General features: G+C 68.1%; 18 protein-coding genes. 8 read left to right on the top strand and 10 right to left on the bottom strand.

From position 1 onward, the window contains the following. Positions 1 to 7: 7 nt before the first annotated feature. The 3 genes from ASD47_RS12875 (at position 8) to ASD47_RS12865 (ending at position 2,965) form a co-directional block, all read left to right on the top strand. Positions 8 to 1,174, top strand: coding sequence for a Gfo/Idh/MocA family protein (locus tag ASD47_RS12875; RefSeq protein ID WP_056756890.1), 1,167 nt, complete (start codon positions 8 to 10; stop codon positions 1,172 to 1,174). 109 nt (positions 1,175 to 1,283) lie between these two features. Next, the gene (locus tag ASD47_RS12870) at positions 1,284 to 2,207 is read left to right on the top strand and encodes an ABC transporter ATP-binding protein (protein ID WP_056756887.1); all 924 of its coding nucleotides are present in this window, start codon (positions 1,284 to 1,286) and stop codon (positions 2,205 to 2,207) included. Then, positions 2,204 to 2,965, top strand: coding sequence for an ABC transporter permease (locus tag ASD47_RS12865; protein ID WP_056756884.1), 762 nt, complete (start codon positions 2,204 to 2,206; stop codon positions 2,963 to 2,965). Before ASD47_RS12870 ends, ASD47_RS12865 begins: the two co-directional genes overlap by 4 nt. Positions 2,966 to 3,081: 116 nt before the next feature. On the opposite strand, the gene ASD47_RS12860 is transcribed toward ASD47_RS12865, so the two are convergent. From ASD47_RS12860 to ASD47_RS12850, 3 genes are read right to left on the bottom strand one after another with little or no spacing between them, the layout of a single operon-like run. Continuing rightward, positions 3,082 to 3,534 (bottom strand): NfeD family protein, encoded by a 453-nt coding sequence (locus ASD47_RS12860; protein ID WP_056756881.1) that lies wholly within the window; start codon positions 3,532 to 3,534, stop codon positions 3,082 to 3,084. Positions 3,535 to 3,538: 4 nt separating this feature from the next. Beyond that, entirely contained in the window at positions 3,539 to 4,495 is a 957-nt protein-coding gene (locus tag ASD47_RS12855; RefSeq protein ID WP_056756975.1) for an SPFH domain-containing protein, read from the bottom strand. 47 nt (positions 4,496 to 4,542) lie between these two features. After that, a complete protein-coding gene (locus ASD47_RS12850) occupies positions 4,543 to 4,980 on the bottom strand; it encodes a TIGR02301 family protein (RefSeq protein WP_056756878.1) in 438 nt (145 codons plus the stop codon). Between the two features lie 156 nt (positions 4,981 to 5,136). On the opposite strand from ASD47_RS12850, the gene ASD47_RS12845 reads away from it, so the two are divergent. Together ASD47_RS12845 and ASD47_RS12840 are read left to right on the top strand one after the other, a co-directional pair. After that, the gene (locus tag ASD47_RS12845) at positions 5,137 to 5,346 is read left to right on the top strand and encodes a hypothetical protein (protein WP_056756875.1); all 210 of its coding nucleotides are present in this window, start codon (positions 5,137 to 5,139) and stop codon (positions 5,344 to 5,346) included. 92 nt (positions 5,347 to 5,438) lie between these two features. Further along, positions 5,439 to 6,191 (top strand): Crp/Fnr family transcriptional regulator, encoded by a 753-nt coding sequence (locus ASD47_RS12840; protein ID WP_082564603.1) that lies wholly within the window; start codon positions 5,439 to 5,441, stop codon positions 6,189 to 6,191. A gap of 21 nt (positions 6,192 to 6,212) precedes the next feature. Here ASD47_RS12840 and ASD47_RS27145 read toward each other — a convergent pair whose 3' ends face one another. The 5 genes from ASD47_RS27145 to yaaA form a co-directional block, all read right to left on the bottom strand. Further along, complete coding sequence (locus ASD47_RS27145) at positions 6,213 to 6,350, bottom strand: hypothetical protein (RefSeq protein ID WP_163233198.1); 138 nt, start codon at positions 6,348 to 6,350, stop codon at positions 6,213 to 6,215. A gap of 176 nt (positions 6,351 to 6,526) precedes the next feature. Continuing rightward, a complete protein-coding gene (locus ASD47_RS12835) occupies positions 6,527 to 6,982 on the bottom strand; it encodes an NUDIX hydrolase (RefSeq protein WP_056756870.1) in 456 nt (151 codons plus the stop codon). An 88-nt stretch (positions 6,983 to 7,070) separates the two neighbouring features. Beyond that, complete coding sequence (locus ASD47_RS12830; protein WP_056756868.1) at positions 7,071 to 8,132, bottom strand: patatin-like phospholipase family protein; 1,062 nt, start codon at positions 8,130 to 8,132, stop codon at positions 7,071 to 7,073. 113 nt (positions 8,133 to 8,245) lie between these two features. Next, a complete protein-coding gene (locus ASD47_RS12825; protein ID WP_056756866.1) occupies positions 8,246 to 9,043 on the bottom strand; it encodes a 3-hydroxybutyrate dehydrogenase in 798 nt (265 codons plus the stop codon). Positions 9,044 to 9,155: 112 nt separating this feature from the next. Further along, complete coding sequence (gene yaaA, locus ASD47_RS12820) at positions 9,156 to 9,923, bottom strand: peroxide stress protein YaaA (RefSeq protein ID WP_056756864.1); 768 nt, start codon at positions 9,921 to 9,923, stop codon at positions 9,156 to 9,158. A 101-nt stretch (positions 9,924 to 10,024) separates the two neighbouring features. On the opposite strand from yaaA, the gene ASD47_RS12815 reads away from it, so the two are divergent. Then, positions 10,025 to 10,357, top strand: a complete 333-nt coding sequence (locus ASD47_RS12815) for a hypothetical protein (RefSeq protein WP_056756858.1) — start codon at positions 10,025 to 10,027, stop codon at positions 10,355 to 10,357. 15 nt (positions 10,358 to 10,372) lie between these two features. Here ASD47_RS12815 and ASD47_RS12810 read toward each other — a convergent pair whose 3' ends face one another. Further along, the gene (locus ASD47_RS12810) at positions 10,373 to 11,782 is read right to left on the bottom strand and encodes an FAD-binding oxidoreductase (protein WP_056756856.1); all 1,410 of its coding nucleotides are present in this window, start codon (positions 11,780 to 11,782) and stop codon (positions 10,373 to 10,375) included. Here ASD47_RS12810 and ASD47_RS12805 point away from each other — a divergent pair. Together ASD47_RS12805 and ASD47_RS12800 are read left to right on the top strand one after the other, a co-directional pair. Next, positions 11,781 to 12,128 carry a type II toxin-antitoxin system VapB family antitoxin gene (locus tag ASD47_RS12805; RefSeq protein ID WP_056756853.1) on the top strand — a complete coding sequence of 116 codons (348 nt, stop codon included), beginning with the start codon at positions 11,781 to 11,783 and terminating at the stop codon, positions 12,126 to 12,128. The genes ASD47_RS12810 and ASD47_RS12805 overlap by 2 nt on opposite strands. Then, the gene (locus ASD47_RS12800; protein WP_056756852.1) at positions 12,125 to 12,520 is read left to right on the top strand and encodes a type II toxin-antitoxin system VapC family toxin; all 396 of its coding nucleotides are present in this window, start codon (positions 12,125 to 12,127) and stop codon (positions 12,518 to 12,520) included. Before ASD47_RS12805 ends, ASD47_RS12800 begins: the two co-directional genes overlap by 4 nt. Before the next feature lie 159 nt (positions 12,521 to 12,679). Here ASD47_RS12800 and ASD47_RS12795 read toward each other — a convergent pair whose 3' ends face one another. Continuing rightward, the gene (locus ASD47_RS12795; RefSeq protein WP_056756851.1) at positions 12,680 to 12,997 is read right to left on the bottom strand and encodes a hypothetical protein; all 318 of its coding nucleotides are present in this window, start codon (positions 12,995 to 12,997) and stop codon (positions 12,680 to 12,682) included. Positions 12,998 to 13,002 lie beyond the last annotated feature (5 nt).

The raw sequence follows: 13,002 nt of genomic DNA, 5'->3' as shown, positions 1-13,002 counted from the left end.
AGTTCTCATGCCGAACCCCATTTCCAGACGTAGCCTGCTGGGCGCGGCCGGCGCAGCCGCGGCCCTGGCGCCCGCCGGCGCCAGGGCCGCGGGGCCGGAGACCGACAAGGTCGGCTTCGCCATCGTCGGCCTGGGCAAGCTGAGCCTGGGTCAGTTGATCCCCGGCCTGAAGGTCGCCAAAGGCGCCAGACTGGCCGCCGTGGTCAGCGGCCATCCGGACAAGGCCCGCCGCGTCGCCGCCGAGAACGGCCTGCCGGCCGACGCGGTCTACGGCTATGACGACTACGACCGCATGGCCCAGGACCCGCGCATCCAGGTCGTCTACATCGTCCTGCCCAATGCGCTGCACGCCGAGCACACGATCAAGGCGCTGAAGGCCGGCAAGCACGTGCTGTGCGAGAAGCCGATGGCCACCACCATCGCCGACGCCGAGGCGATGATCGCCGCCGCCAAGGCCGCGAACCGCCACCTGATGATCGCCTATCGCTGCCACTACGAGCCGCTGAACCTGGACGTCATGCGCCGGCTGCGCGCCAAGTCGCTGGGCCGCGTGCGGCAGATCAACACCACCATGGGCCGGCAGGCCGACCCCTCGGACCCGTCCGACGCCTGGCGGCTGAACGCCGCCCTGTCGGGCGCCGGCGCCCTGGGCGACATGGGCGTCTACGGAATCAGCGCCGCCCGCTACCTGCTGAACGAGGAGCCGGTCGCGGTGCAGGCCTGGGCCTGGACCGACCCGGCCGATCCCCGCTTCAAGGAGACGCAGGACCTGATCAACTGGCAGTTCCGCTTCCCGTCGGGCGTGATCGCCAACGGCTCCACCTCGTTCGCCTACGCCCCAACCATGGCCTTCGAGGCGATCTGCGAGCAGGGCCGGCTGGTGGCCGATCCGGCCGCCTTCTACGGCGGCAACCGCTTGACCGTGGTCAAGGGCGGCCAGGCCCAGCCGCCGGTCCCCGCCCCGCCCGTCGACCAGTTCGCCCGCGAGATGGACTGGATGGCCGACGTGGTGCGCGGCAAGGCGCCGATGGTCTCACCGGGCGAGGAAGGCCTGCAGGACATGCGGCTGATGCAGGCGATCCTGGACTCGGCGGCCAAGGATGGCGCGACGGTCAGGACCGACTGGGGGTACAGGCGGGCGGTGGACCCGGCCGCGGTGGTGGACATAGCCTGACAAACTTCCGCTCATAAGCCTGATCAGCCCTAGCCAAGTCGCCGACCGGGCCCCATCTGGCTCTGGCGGCCCGGTTCCAGGGCGGGACGGCCGCGCACCCAGGGGCTCCATGGCGATCATTTCCGTTTCCGGTCTGACCAAGACCTATGCTTCCGGCCACCAGGCCCTGAAGACCGTCGATCTCGACATCCGCAAGGGCGAGATCTTCGCCTTGCTAGGCCCCAACGGGGCCGGCAAGACCACGCTGATCAGCATCATCTGCGGCATCGTCAATCCCAGCACCGGCTCGGTGACCGCCGACGGCCACGATGTGGTCAAGGACTACCGCGCCGCCCGGACCAAGATCGGGCTGGTGCCGCAGGAGTTGCACACCGACGCCTTCGAGACCGTCTGGGCCACCACCAATTTCAGCCGCGGCCTGTTTGGCAAGGCGCCCAACCCGGCCTATGTCGAGAAGATCCTCCGCGACCTGTCCCTGTGGGACAAGAAGGACAGCAAGATCATGGCGCTGTCCGGCGGCATGAAGCGGCGGGTGATGATCGCCAAGGCCCTGAGCCACGAGCCGACCATCCTGTTCCTGGACGAGCCCACCGCCGGCGTCGACGTCGAGCTGCGCCGCGACATGTGGGAGATGGTCCGCAAGCTGCGCGAAAGCGGCGTCACCATCATCCTGACCACCCACTATATCGAGGAGGCCGAAGAGATGGCCGACCGGATCGGGGTGATCAGCAAGGGCGAGATCATCCTGGTCGAGGACAAGGACGTGCTCATGCGCAAGCTGGGCAAAAAGCAGCTGACCCTGCAGCTGCAGAGCCCGCTGGAGGCCATCCCCGCCAGGCTTTCGGAGTATCCGCTGGAGCTGGCGGCCGACGGCCACGAGCTGGTCTACACCTTCGACGCCCAGGCCGAGGAGACCGGCATCGCCGGCCTGCTGCGCCGGCTCTCCGAAGAGGGCGTCGACTTCAAGGACCTGCACACCAGCCAGAGCTCGCTGGAAGACATCTTCGTCAGCCTGGTGAGGGCGCCGCAATGAACATCCACGCCATCAAGTCCATCTACCGCTTCGAGATGGCCCGCTGGTTCCGCACCCTGGCCCAGAGCGTGATCTCGCCGGTGCTGTCGACCTCGCTGTACTTCGTGGTGTTCGGCTCGGCGATCGGCTCGCGGATGCAGGCCATCGACGGCGTTAGCTACGCTGCCTTCATCATCCCCGGCCTGGTCATGCTGTCGCTGCTGGGCGAGAGCATTTCCAACGCCTCGTTCGGCATCTACATGCCCAAGTGGGCCGGGACGATCTACGAACTGCTGTCGGCTCCGGTCTCATGGATCGAGACGGTGATCGGCTATGTCGGGGCGGCGGCGACCAAGTCGGTGTGCCTGGGCCTGCTGATCCTGGCCACGGCCCGGATCTTCGTGCCCTACGAGATTTCCCACCCGTTCTGGATGCTGGGCTTCCTGGTCCTGACGGCGATCACCTTCAGCCTGTTCGGCTTCGTGATCGGCGTCTGGGCCACCGACTTCCAGAAGCTGCAGATCGTGCCGATGCTGGTGGTCACGCCCCTGACCTTCCTGGGCGGCAGCTTCTATTCGATCAGCATGCTGCCGCCGATCTGGCAGAAGATCACGCTGTTCAACCCCGTGGTCTACCTGGTCAGCGGCTTCCGCTGGAGCTTCTACGGCGTCTCGGACCTGAACCCGATCGTCAGCTTCGGCGCCACGCTGTGCTTCCTGGCCGCCTGCCTGACGGCGGTGTGGTGGGTGTTCAAGACCGGGTACCGGCTGAAGGTGTAGGCGGGCCGGGGACACGCCCTTGCGGCGTGTCCCCTACCTCGTCCCCGACGCCAAGGCGTGGATCTTTCTCACGCGTGAAGGTGGGGACACGCCGCAAGGGCGTGTCCCCGGCCTCGTCACTTCACCGTCAGCACCGCGCCGTCGACGGCCACGACCAGGACCTTCTGGCCGGCCGCCGGCGGCTCGCCGTCGGGAGCGACCGCAGCCCATTCCTTGCCGTCGACGAACACCCGGCCCTTGCCGTTGACGAAGGCGTCCAGCACCTCGCCGTCGCGGCCGACCAGGCGCAGCGACGGGTCGTTGAGGTCGGGGTTCTTGGCGTCCAGCACCGGCTTGAGGAACCGCCGGGCCAGGTAGGTGGTCGCGATGGTCAGCACCGCGAACAGCACGAGCTCGACCGGCAGGCCCAGGGGCGCGACCAGGGTCAGCAGCCCCACCAGGAAGGCGCTGGCGGCCGGCCACAGCAGCCAGCCGGTGCCCGTCGCCACCTCGACCGCCAGGAAGATCGCCGCGACCGCCAGCCAGACCCAGAACGGGTGGGTCGCATAGAACGCCATTAGGCCGCCCATGGCGTCAGGCTCCACGCTTCGATGTTGGCGGGACGGCCGGGCGAGTCCCGCCGTCGGCGCCGCCCAGGGTCTTCACCAGCTCGGCGACGCCGGCCACCGTGCCGGTCAGGCCGGCGAAGTCGGCGGGCACGATCACCGTCTTGGCGTTGGGCGAACGGGCCAGGTCGCCGAAGGCTTCGACGTATTTCTGGGCGATGAAGTAGTTGATGGCGTTGACGTCGCCCTTGGAGATGGCCTCCGACACGAAGGCCGTCGCCTTGGCTTCCGCTTCAGCTTCCCGCTCGCGGGCCTCGGCGTCACGGAAGGCGGCTTCGCGCCGGCCCTCCGCCTGCAGGATGGCCGACTGCTTCTGGCCCTCGGCGCGGGCGATCTGCGACTGCTTCTCGCCCTCGGCCTCGGTGATCACGGCGCGACGCTCGCGTTCGGCCTTCATCTGCCGGGCCATGGCGTTGGTGATGTCGGCCGGCGGAGTCAGGTCCTTGATCTCGATCCGCGCCACCTTCACCCCCCAGGGGCCGGTGGCGTGGTCGATGGTCGACAGCAGCCGGGTGTTGATCTGGTCGCGCTGGCTGAGCACCTCGTCCAGCTCCATCGAGCCGACCACGGTGCGCAGGTTGGTCTGGGCCAGCTGGGTGATGGCGTACATCAGGTTGTCGACCCGGTAGGCGGCCAGCGAGGCGTCCATCACCTGGATGAAGACGATGGCGTCGACCTTCACCGAGACGTTGTCCTTGGTGATGACCTCCTGCTGGGGGACGTCCAGCACCTGCTCCATCATGTTGACCCGCCGGCCGATGCTCTCGACGAAGGGGGTCAGGATGCTGATGCCGGGCTTGAGCGTGCGGGTGTAGCGGCCGAACCGCTCGACGGTGAACTCGCGCCCCTGCGGCACGATCTTGATGACGTTGACGACAAGGAACAGCGCCAGCGCCACGAGCACCAGCGGAACAAGGAAAGACAGCACTGGATAGCCTCCCACAACCGATGGAAGAGACCCTAGCGCGTGGCTCAGTTGCCCGCCACGGAATCCGGCGCCGCTTGGTCCGAAGGCGTCCGGGTCCGCATCGAGCGGGCCAGCCTGGCCGCCAGGGTCCGCCCCTTGACGGCCGCCTGCTGCTCGGCCCGCAGGCTGGCTTCGCCGCATTCGGTGAACTGGCCCTGGCCGGCGGCGAAGCCGGTGTTGAACCGGTCGCGCAGCTGGGCGTCGAAGGCCTGGTCGGCCTTCTCCACCTCGACCAGCCGCATCATCCGCGCCCGCCAGTACTGGTCGCCCGCCCCTTCGCAGACCTGCCGCAGGGCGTGGCTCTCGCCCAGGGTGAAGGCCAGGTCGAGCAGGGTCTGGCGTTCCGCCGGGCTTCGGTCCTGGGCCAGGGCGGCGCCGCTTGCGACCAGCCCTCCGGCCAAGACGGAAAGCGCGAGCAAGGCGTTGAGCGACAGGCGTTTCATCACCGCATTATCGCCACGGGAAAGGGTGCTGTCACGGCCTCGGCGTCTGGGGTTAACCGTGTGGATGCACAAAAGACTCCGACAGGCCTTGCGAAGGCCATCGATCGGAGCGACCCTGTGGATAACGTGGGGAACAACACGCGCAGGGAGGTCGTCATGGCTGAAGTGCACTATGGAGTGGTCCGCGTTGGGGAGACCTGGGCCATCATCGGCGACCAGCTTCGAGTTGGCGCCTACACCACCCGTCGACAGGCCGAGACCGCGGCCCGCCGCCTGGCCGAACAGGTGACCGGCGTGGGCCTTCCGGTCCGCATGCATCTGCAGGACGACACCGGCCAGTTGCACAAGCCGACCCTGCTGAGCTGAACTTCAAGCGGGCGCGAGGGCGATCAGGAAACTGATCACCTCGTCGTGCGCTTTGCTCCTGAGAAAGCTCGGCTGTTTTTCAGGAGGCGAACGTGGCCGATACCGCTGAACTGTCTGTCATGGGCGCGACCCTGCCGCCGGGCTGCGCCGGCAATCGCCTGCTGGCGGCCCTGCGCCCCGACGATCTGGCGATGCTGGCGCCGCACCTGTCGCCCCGGGCCCTGACCACCGGCCAGACCCTGTTCGACGCCGGCGACGACGTCGTCGAGACCGTCCTGCCCTGCTACTCGACCATGATCTCGCTGCTGGTGATCACCCGCGACGGCGACGAGATCGAGGTCGCCTCGATCGGTCGCGAAGGGGCGATCGGCGGCATCGTCAGCGCCGGCTTCAAGCCCGCCTACGGCCGCGCCGTGGTCCGCATCCCCGGCTCCGCTCTCGGCATTCCCACCCATCGGCTGGAGGAGGCCAAGCTGCGCTCGCCGGCCCTGGCCGACCTGTTCGCCCGCTATGCCGACGTGCTGCTGGCCCAGATGATGCAGTCCTCGGCCTGCAACGCCCTGCACAGCATCGACCAGCGCCTGTGCCGCTGGCTGCTGTCGACCCACGACCGGGCCAACGACGCCACGATCCGCCTGACCCAGGAGACCCTGGCCGACATGCTGGGCGTGCAGCGCACCACGGTCACCGCTGTGGCCAAGGCCCTGCAGGACGAGGGTCTGATCCGGACCGGTCGCGGCCGTATCGAGATCCTCGATCGGCCTCGCCTGGAGCGCCGGGCCTGCGAATGCCACGACCAGGTCGAGGCGCACTTTCAACGGATGCTGCCGGAGGTGCAGACCTGATTTCGAGGTCTCCGGTAACCCTCAATCCCGCCGCAGGGCGTCCGGCTGGACCTCGGCCTCCGACGTCCAGAAACAGGCGGCCATCGTGGTCAGGATCATCGCGATCAGGGCCAGCATGCCTCTGGGCGGGGCCAGGCCCGCGATGTCTTGCGGAGTCATCCGTCGTTTCCTCTGGCGACGCCCCGGTCTGATGCGCAGGCTGTCGGCAGAAAAAGCTTGTCACCGGTCAAAGGGTTCCGCAAGCGGCTAATTTATATGGACATTTTTTAGACGACACGGTCCAGCTTTAGTCTCAACCCTGACGGTCGGCACACGCTGTCCCTTCAGAGGGACGGCTATCCGCCGAACCGCTCGAACGTCTCGGCGATCACCTGGCGGGTCACGTCCCACTCCACCATGGCCAGCGCCTCCTCCAGCGGCACGAACCGGGCCTCGGCCGCGTCGTCGCCGGCCACCGGTTCGCCCGAGATCCACCGCGCCGCGTAGTCGATCATCACGTAGTGGCGGGTGGTCTCGCCCGTGGCCGGCGAGGTGAACAGACCGTCGACCACGTCGATCAGGCCCAGCAACTGCGCCTGGACGCCGGTCTCCTCGGCCAGTTCGCGCAAGGCGGCCACGGCCGTGGTCTCGCCGCGCTCCAGTCGGCCGCCGGGCAGGCTCCACTGGCCCAGGCGCGGCGGCGTGCCGCGCTTGATCAGCAGCACCTGGTCGCCACGCAGGCAGACGACGCCGACGGTGGGGACAGGGAACTCGGAAGCGGTCGGAGCGACGGCGGCGGAAGCGCGAGACATGGGCGTCAGATACGCTCCGTTCGGGCCGCGTCAAGCGATTGGGGACACGGCGACTGGGGACAGGCGCATGCGCCTGTCCCCGACTTCATCACGGAAACCCCGCCTTCAGGTCCAGGCTGGAACTGACCCCGACCTGGGTCAGGCAATGGCCCAGCCAGTCGTCGGCGGCCTTGTATCCGCGCTCCCGAAGGTCGGTCAGGAAGCCCCATTCGGTGTCGAACTTGCTGCCCAGCGACAGGTCGGCCAGAGCCTTGTCGGCGGTGATGGCGTGCATCAGCATCCGCCGGTAGCGGCCGCGGGCGTTGTCCTTCAGCAGGCCTTCGTCCAGCAGCTTCTGTACGAAGCCGATGGCCCGCAGTTCGCTGGCCAGGGCGGCGTTGAAGGTGATCTCGTTCAGCCGGTCCATGATCTCGCCCGGCGTCTTGGGCGTCTCGTCGCGGACGAACGGGTTGAGGCTGACCAGCAGGATGTCGTCGGGCGTATCGTCGTAGAACAGCGGCCACAGCGGCGGATTGGCCAGGAACCCGCCGTCCCAGTAGGGCTCACCGTCGATCTCCACCGCCTGGAACACCTGGGGCAGGCAGGCGCTGGCCAGGATGTGGCGGGCGGTCAGCTCGGTCTCGCGGAACACCTTGGACCGGCTGGTGCGCACCTGGGTGGCGGCGATGTACAGCTTGATCGGCGATCGCTCGCGCAGGGCCTTGAAATCGATCTCGCCTTCCAGGACGTCATGCAGCGGGTTCAGGTTGAACGGATTGAACTCGTAGGGGCTCATCGACAGGGCGAAGGTCTCGGCCAGCCGCCAGCCGGGGCTGTTCTTGAGCCAGTCGGCCCCGCCGGCGAAGGCGTTGGTCCAGATGCTGGTGTCGCCGAACACGTTGCGGCCGCCGTTGCGGTTGACCTGCTTCCAGAACCGTTCGAGCCGAGCCTTGGCCCCGTCGCGGCCGCCGTCGATCAGCCCCTGGGCCAGGCAGACGGCGTTCATCGCCCCGGCCGAGGCGGCGGTCACCGCCTGGATCTCCAGGTCCTCCTCCTCGAGCAGGCGGTCCAGCACGCCCCACTCGAACGCCCCGTGCGAGCCGCCGCCCTGCAGGGCCAGGGCGATGGGTCGGGGACCGGAAGGCTTCTTCTTGAACGGCGGGATGGGCATGGGGCGTTCTCGATCCATGGCCGGGGACATGCCCTTGCGGCGTGTCCCCATCAGAAATCACCGAGCCTGATCAGGCGACACGCCGCAAGGGCATGTCCCCGGCGCGATGACCGCTACTGCGCCGTCCAGCCGCCGTCGATGCTGAAGGCCGCGCCGTTGGCCGAGGCCCCCGCGTCGGAAACCAGGTACAGCAGCATGCCGTTCAACTGGTCGAAGGTGACGAACTGCTTGGTCGGTTGGGCGGCCAGGATCACATCCTTCATCACCGCCTCTTCCGAGATCCCCCGGGCCTTGGCCTGGTCGACGATCTGGGCCTCGACCAGCGGGGTCTTCACGAACCCCGGGCAGATGGCGTTGCAGGTGATCCCGAAGGTGGCGGTCTCCAGCGCGACGGTCTTGGTCAGGCCCAGGATGCCGTGCTTGGCGGCCACATAGGCGCTCTTGAACGGCGAGGCGACCAGACCGTGGGCCGAGGCGATGTTGACGATCCGTCCGCGCCCCTGCTCCTTCATGATCGGCACGGCCGCGCGCGTGGCGTGGAAGGCCGACGACAGGTTGATGGCGATGATCAGGTCCCACTGGTCGACCGGGAAGTCCTCGATCGGGGCCACGTGCTGGACGCCGGCGTTGTTGACCAGGATGTCCAGCTCGCCGAACTCGGCCTTGGCCGCGGCCACCATCTCGGCGATCTGGCCGGGCTTGGTCATGTCGGCGCCGTTGTAGAGCACCTCGACCCCGTGCTTCTCGGCCAGGGCGCCGCGGGTCTTCTCGATGGCGGTCATTTCGCCCAGGCCATTGAGGACGATGTTGACGCCCTGTGCGGCCAGGGCGTCGGCCATGGCGTGGCCGATGCCGCTGGTCGAACCGGTCACGATCGCGACCTGCCCCTGCAAACCGAAATCCACGGCCATCGGCCTCTCCTTGCGCTCACCGCACACCATGTTGCAGCGCAACATACAGCTGGCGCTCGCCCAAGTACACCGGCGATCAGCGCAGCCTATATAATTTCATCGATAGATGAATTCAGGGCTGGAGGCGAGCAAAAACCCAGTCGGCCGGGGTCGAGAGATCGGCGCGGTAGCGGTAGCCGTCCAGGTCGAAGGCCCTGAGGTCGTCGGCCCGGTCGATCCGGTTGTCGATCGCGAACCGGGCCATGCGGCCGCGGGCCTTCTTGGCGAAGAAGCCCAGCACCCGCAGGGTGTTGCCCTTCTCTTCCTTGAAGTGGCAGGTCACGGTCGGCAGCTTGAGGGCCTTGGCGTCGACGGCCCCGAAATATTCCTGGCTGGCCAGGTTCACCAGGGTCGGGTCGGCGTGATCCTGGGCGGCGGCGTTGAGGGTCTTGGCGATGGTCTCGCCCCAGAAGTCGTAGAGGTTGGCGCCACGCTTGGTCTTCAGCCGCGTGCCCATCTCCAGGCGGTAGGCCTGCAGGGCGTCCAGCGGCCGCAGCACGCCATACAGGCCCGACAGGATCCGCAGGTGGTCCTGGGCCCAGTCCAGGGCCGGACGATCCAGCTCGCGGGCGTTCAGCCCGGCATAGACGTCGCCGTTGAAGGCGATCACCGCCTGCAGGCCGTCCTCGACCTGGGCGTCGAAGTCCTGGAAACGCCCATGGTTCAGCACCGCCAGCTTCTCGGAGATGTGCATCAGCCGGCGCAGGTCGGCGACCGTCAGCTTGCGCGTCGCCTTGGCCAACTCGGCGATCTGGGGCTTCAGCTCGGGCGTGGTGAGCGGCAGCACCTGGTCGGGCGCGGTGAAGTCCAGCGACTTGGCGGGAGAGATGACCATCAGCATGGCGGTGCAGATAGAGGCTCGGGACGGCCAGGGCTAGTGCGAGGCTGGACAATGGGCCCGCCCGCCGCGATGTTGCCCGCCCTTTCGCCGGACCATGACCGATGCCCCCGCTTCTTGGCCTCCTGGCCGCCCTGACCTGCCCGCTGGTGATGTTCGTGGGCCTGTTCCTGGTGATCCGCACGCCGGGGCTGAAGTGGCGCATCGCCTGGGCGGTGCTGTGCTTCGTCGGCATCGGGGCGTTCTGGATGCGGGCCTCCACGGGCGAGTGGGGCTTCCTGCCTATGGCGATCAACCTGCTGGGTCCGGGCCAGCAGCCCGGCTTCTACAAGGCCACGATCCCGGTCGGCGCCCTGGCCTCGATCTTCGTGTGCGTCAGCGTCCGGCGCGCCCGGAAGGCGGCCCTGGCGGCGAAGCAGACGGACGGCGCGGCTTAGAACCCGGTCCGAACGCTAGAACAGCACGCACGGGTTCATGATCCGCCGCGGATCCAGGGCCGAGCGGACGGCGCGCAGGGCCTCGATCTCGACGGCGCTCTTGTAGCGCAGGGCCTCGGCCGACTTCATCGCCCCCAGGCCGTGCTCGGCGCTGATCGAACCGTCCATCGCCGCGACGATGTCGTGGACGATCCGTGCGCCCGCATCGCGCAGGGAGTCATGGGCGTCGTCCGAACCGCCGTCCGGCCGCAGCACGTCGTAATGGACGTTGCCGTCGCCGACATGGCCGAAGGCCACGACCCGCACGCCGGGCGACAGCCTCTCCACCGCCGCCGTGGCCTGGTCGATGAAGTCGGCGACCTTGGAGACCGGCACCGAGATGTCGTGCTTCCAGGCCGCGCCCTCGGGTTTCTGGCCGCCGGACTGGTTTTCACGCACGGCCCAGAAGGCGTGGGCCTGGGCGTCGGATTGCGCGACAGCCGCGTCCTGGATCAGGCCGCGCTCCAGCGCCCCGGCGAGAAGCCGTTCCATGGCCGCCTCGGCCGCGCCGGGTTCGCCCGAGGCGGTCTCGACCAGCACGTACCAGGGGTGCACCGCCTCCAGCGGTTCACGCAGGCCGGGAATGTTCTTCAGGGCGAAGGCCACGCCCAGGCGGCTCATCAGCTCGAAGGCCTCGACCGCGCCCCCGGTCTCGTCCTTGGCCCGGGCCAGCAGGGCGATGGCGTCGTGCGGCGTGGCGACGGCGGCGATGGCCACGCAGCGCGAGGCCAGCCGCGGATAGAGCTTCAGGCTGGCGGCGGTGATGATCCCCAGCGTGCCCTCGGCCCCGATCAGCAGGTGCTTGAGGTCATAGCCGGTGTTGTCCTTGCGCAGCCGCTTGAGGCCGTTCCAGACCTCGCCGTTGGGCAGCACCGCTTCGATCCCCAGGATCTGGTCGCGCATCACGCCATAGCGCAGCACCGCCGTGCCGCCGGCATTGGTCGAGGCCAGGCCGCCGATCGTGCACGAGCCCTCCGAGGCCAGGCTCAGCGGGAAGCGGCGGTTGACCGACAGGGCGACCTCGTGGGCCCTGGCCAGGGTCACCCCCGCCTCCAGCACCATCACGTCGTCGAAGGCGTCGACGTCGCGCACGGCCGTCAGCTTCTCGGTCGAGAGCAGGATCTCTCCGTGCGGGATCTGGCCGGCGACCAGGCCGGTGTTGCCGCCCTGCGGAGTGATGGCCACGCCGTCGGCCGCGCAGACGCCGACCACCGCCGCGACCTGCGCCGTCGAGCGCGGCAGGGCCAGCAGCGGCGTCTCGCCGGTCCAGCGGCCGCGCCACTCCTGCAGCTTGGGGGTCAGGCGGTCGGGATCCTGGCTCCACCCGCCTTCGCCGAGCACGGCCTTCAGGCGGGACAGGGTGTCGGCGGGAACAGGCTTGGTCATGGGCGCGGAGGATACGCTTTCTGGGCGGTCGCTGTCAGTATATACTGCCGTCTATACGGAGACCGGCATGGGCATCCTGATCAAGAACCCCGAGGCCGAACGCGCGGTGCGCGAACTGGCCGAACTGACCGGCGAGAGCCTGACCACCGCCGTCGAAGTCGCGGTGAAGGAGCGGTTGGAGGCCAAACGCGCAGCGGCTCCACGCCACAAGCCGCGCAGCGTCGCGGAAATGGACGCGATCACCTGGAAATACCTGACGCCGGAAGCGCGCGCCGGTCTCATCCCGCCGATCACCAAGGCCGACTTCGACGAGATTAACGAGATCCCTGGCCTGGACGACGAATGAGGCTTGTCGTCGATAGCTCGGCCCTGGTCGCCATCGCCTTGCGCGAGCCAGACCGAGGCCCGTTTATCCACGCCCTGGAAGCCGCCAACGAAATCCTGATCTCGCCTATGAACTACGTCGAGACAGGCGTCGTGCTGACCACGCACAAGCTGTTCACCTCGCGCGACACGATCGGCGCCTGGCTCACCGCCTACCGTGTCCAGGTCGCGCGCGAGCCCGCGATAGAAGCGGCTGCGCTCGAAGCCTATCTCCAGTTCGGCAAGGGCCGCCATCCCGCCCGCCTGAATCTGGCCGACTGCTTCGCCTACGCCCTGGCCAAGTCGCTGGATGCGCCGCTGCTCTACAAGGGCGACGACTTTCGGATGACCGACGTCCGCTCGGCGGTGGACTAGGGGCCATGGCTCCTAGGCGTCACGACGCGAATGCCTCGTCCTTCGACAAGCTCAGGATGAGGAATTCGAGTGCCGACGTCGCAACAGTAGCCCTCATCCTGAGCTTGTCGAAGGACGAGGGCGGCTCCCGGGCGCTCATCTCGCCGTCGTCCGCGGATCCTAGCCCCCCAACGGATCCGGCATGCCCCGGACGTCGCGCCAGTATTCCTCGCGCACGTCGTCGTCGATCACCGGCGGATCGCCCGCGCCCTTGTAGAGCCGGTCGTCGCCGCCCTTGCGCGCCTTGGCGATCCAGAAGGGCTGGCCGGTCTCGGCGTCGCTGAAATTGGCCTTCAGGCCCGAGTTCCGCAGCGCCTCGAAGGTGCGGCCACCGTAGTAGAGGGTCTCGCCCGTCTTGGAGAGGCGGACACGCCCGATCCGGGCCGGCCCATTCAGGCCCTTGGATTTGTCTTCAAGATACATGATGCGGAATTTCATCGGCT

The sequence above is a fragment of the Caulobacter sp. Root1472 genome (genome assembly GCF_001426985.1).
GTDB classification, from domain to species: Bacteria; Pseudomonadota; Alphaproteobacteria; order Caulobacterales; family Caulobacteraceae; genus Caulobacter; species Caulobacter rhizosphaerae.
This window is presented reverse-complemented; position numbering and strand designations above follow the sequence as displayed.

Coding starts and splice junctions, on each gene's coding strand:
- yaaA (WP_056756864.1), bottom strand. CDS start 9,923: ATGCTGATGGTCATCTCTCCCGCCAAGTCGCTGGACTTCACCGCGCCC.
- ASD47_RS12830 (WP_056756868.1), bottom strand. CDS start 8,132: ATGCCCATCCCGCCGTTCAAGAAGAAGCCTTCCGGTCCCCGACCCATC.
- ASD47_RS12825 (WP_056756866.1), bottom strand. CDS start 9,043: ATGGCCGTGGATTTCGGTTTGCAGGGGCAGGTCGCGATCGTGACCGGT.
- ASD47_RS12810 (WP_056756856.1), bottom strand. CDS start 11,782: ATGACCAAGCCTGTTCCCGCCGACACCCTGTCCCGCCTGAAGGCCGTG.
- ASD47_RS27145 (WP_163233198.1), bottom strand. CDS start 6,350: ATGACTCCGCAAGACATCGCGGGCCTGGCCCCGCCCAGAGGCATGCTG.
- ASD47_RS12865 (WP_056756884.1), top strand. CDS start 2,204: ATGAACATCCACGCCATCAAGTCCATCTACCGCTTCGAGATGGCCCGC.
- ASD47_RS12860 (WP_056756881.1), bottom strand. CDS start 3,534: ATGGGCGGCCTAATGGCGTTCTATGCGACCCACCCGTTCTGGGTCTGG.
- ASD47_RS12835 (WP_056756870.1), bottom strand. CDS start 6,982: ATGTCTCGCGCTTCCGCCGCCGTCGCTCCGACCGCTTCCGAGTTCCCT.
- ASD47_RS12800 (WP_056756852.1), top strand. CDS start 12,125: ATGAGGCTTGTCGTCGATAGCTCGGCCCTGGTCGCCATCGCCTTGCGC.
- ASD47_RS12805 (WP_056756853.1), top strand. CDS start 11,781: ATGGGCGCGGAGGATACGCTTTCTGGGCGGTCGCTGTCAGTATATACT.
- ASD47_RS12815 (WP_056756858.1), top strand. CDS start 10,025: ATGCCCCCGCTTCTTGGCCTCCTGGCCGCCCTGACCTGCCCGCTGGTG.
- ASD47_RS12795 (WP_056756851.1), bottom strand. CDS start 12,997: ATGAAATTCCGCATCATGTATCTTGAAGACAAATCCAAGGGCCTGAAT.
- ASD47_RS12850 (WP_056756878.1), bottom strand. CDS start 4,980: ATGAAACGCCTGTCGCTCAACGCCTTGCTCGCGCTTTCCGTCTTGGCC.
- ASD47_RS12870 (WP_056756887.1), top strand. CDS start 1,284: ATGGCGATCATTTCCGTTTCCGGTCTGACCAAGACCTATGCTTCCGGC.
- ASD47_RS12845 (WP_056756875.1), top strand. CDS start 5,137: ATGGCTGAAGTGCACTATGGAGTGGTCCGCGTTGGGGAGACCTGGGCC.
- ASD47_RS12875 (WP_056756890.1), top strand. CDS start 8: ATGCCGAACCCCATTTCCAGACGTAGCCTGCTGGGCGCGGCCGGCGCA.